The following is a 1,349-nucleotide window of genomic DNA, read 5'->3' as shown; positions in this document are numbered from 1 at the left end:
GTCCTTGAGTTCCCGCAGCAGCGCCCGGAAGGAGGCGGCGTCGCCGGGTGGGAGGAGGTAGTCGCCCTCGGGTGTGCGGGGCAGCTTGCCGCCGCGCTGGGGCGGGCCCTGTTCGCCGGGGCGCACGGTGACGACGCTGCCGCCCGCCGCCTCCAGCCGCGCGGTCAGCTCGGCTGCTACCGCGTCACGGCCGGTGCCGTCGGGGTCGTCCTCGCCGGTACCGGCGAGGACGAGCCAGCGGGCGGCGGGGAGCCGGCCGCTGCGCGGCGCGGTCTGCCGCCACACCTGGACGTGGAGCCATTCCTCTTCGGGCAGCAGCGGCAGCGGCTGCGGCACCAGGGTCCCGTCGGGGCGCCGTACGGCTCCGGACTGGCGGGCGGCGCCGTCGGGTGTCCGATCGGCGGGGGCGCCGGTGTCGGTGCGCAGCCAGTACTCGGTGCGCTCGAACGGGTAGGAGGGCAGCGGGAGTCTGCGGGGGCTGTGCTCTCCGTGGTGGGCGTGCCAGTCGACGGCTACGCCGGTGAGCCAGAGTCCGGCGAGCCCGTCGGTGAGGGTGCGGTCGTCGGGGGCCGGGTCGGCCGCCGCGGGCAGGGTGGCGAGGACCAGCGGGCCCCGCTCGGGCGGGCAGTCGGGGTGGCTGCGGGCCATGGCGCCGAGGGAGCGGCCGGCGCCGAGCTCCAGGAACGCCGGGTCGGGGTCGGAGAGCAGCTGGGTCAGGCCGTCGGCGAAGCGCACCGGGGAGACCATGTGACGGGCCCAGTAGCCGGGGTCGGTGACCAGGTCGGCGGTGACGGGCTGTCCGGTGAGGCAGGAGACGTAGGGGACTCCGGGCGCCCGGGGCGTGAGGTTGTCACGGACCCAGTCGGTGAGGGCTTCGCGGGCGGGTTCCAGCATCCGGGTGTGGAAGGCGTGGGTGGTGGCGAGGCGACGGTGGGCGATACCCGCGTCCGTCAGCCGCGCGGCGAACGCCTCGACCGCCTCCGTCTCGCCGCCCACGACGCTGAGATCGGGCCCGTTGACGGCGGCGAGGTCGATTCCCTCGGCTGCCCACTCGCGTATCCGGCCTGTCACCTCCCGCTGCGGGAGGGCGACGGCGAGCAGGGCGCCTGCGGGCAGTTCGCCGATCAGCCGGGCCCGGAACGCGACGAGGCGGAGGGCGTCGGTCAGGGTGAGGACGCCGGACAGGCAGGCGGCGACGTACTCGCCGAGGCTGTAGCCGAGCATCGTCGTGGGTCGGACGCCCCAGCTCTCCAGCAGCCGCGCCAGGGCGTACTCGGCGACGAACACCGCGGGCTGGGCGACCTCGGTGCGGTTGAGCGGGGAGTCCTCGGCGTCCTCCGCGCCTGGCG

The 1,349-nt window shown here is 76.1% G+C and carries 1 protein-coding gene; it reads right to left on the bottom strand.

Annotated features, from left to right (window positions below):
* A partial coding sequence (locus E0D90_RS25665; protein WP_130800299.1) for an acyltransferase domain-containing protein occupies window positions 1–1,349 on the bottom strand: 1,349 nt, incomplete at both ends.

This window comes from Streptomyces otsuchiensis (assembly GCF_004305975.1).
GTDB lineage: Bacteria > Actinomycetota > Actinomycetes > Streptomycetales > Streptomycetaceae > Streptomyces > Streptomyces otsuchiensis.
The sequence above is the reverse complement of the archived record's forward strand: the minus strand, read 5'-3'. Positions and strand labels throughout refer to the sequence as shown.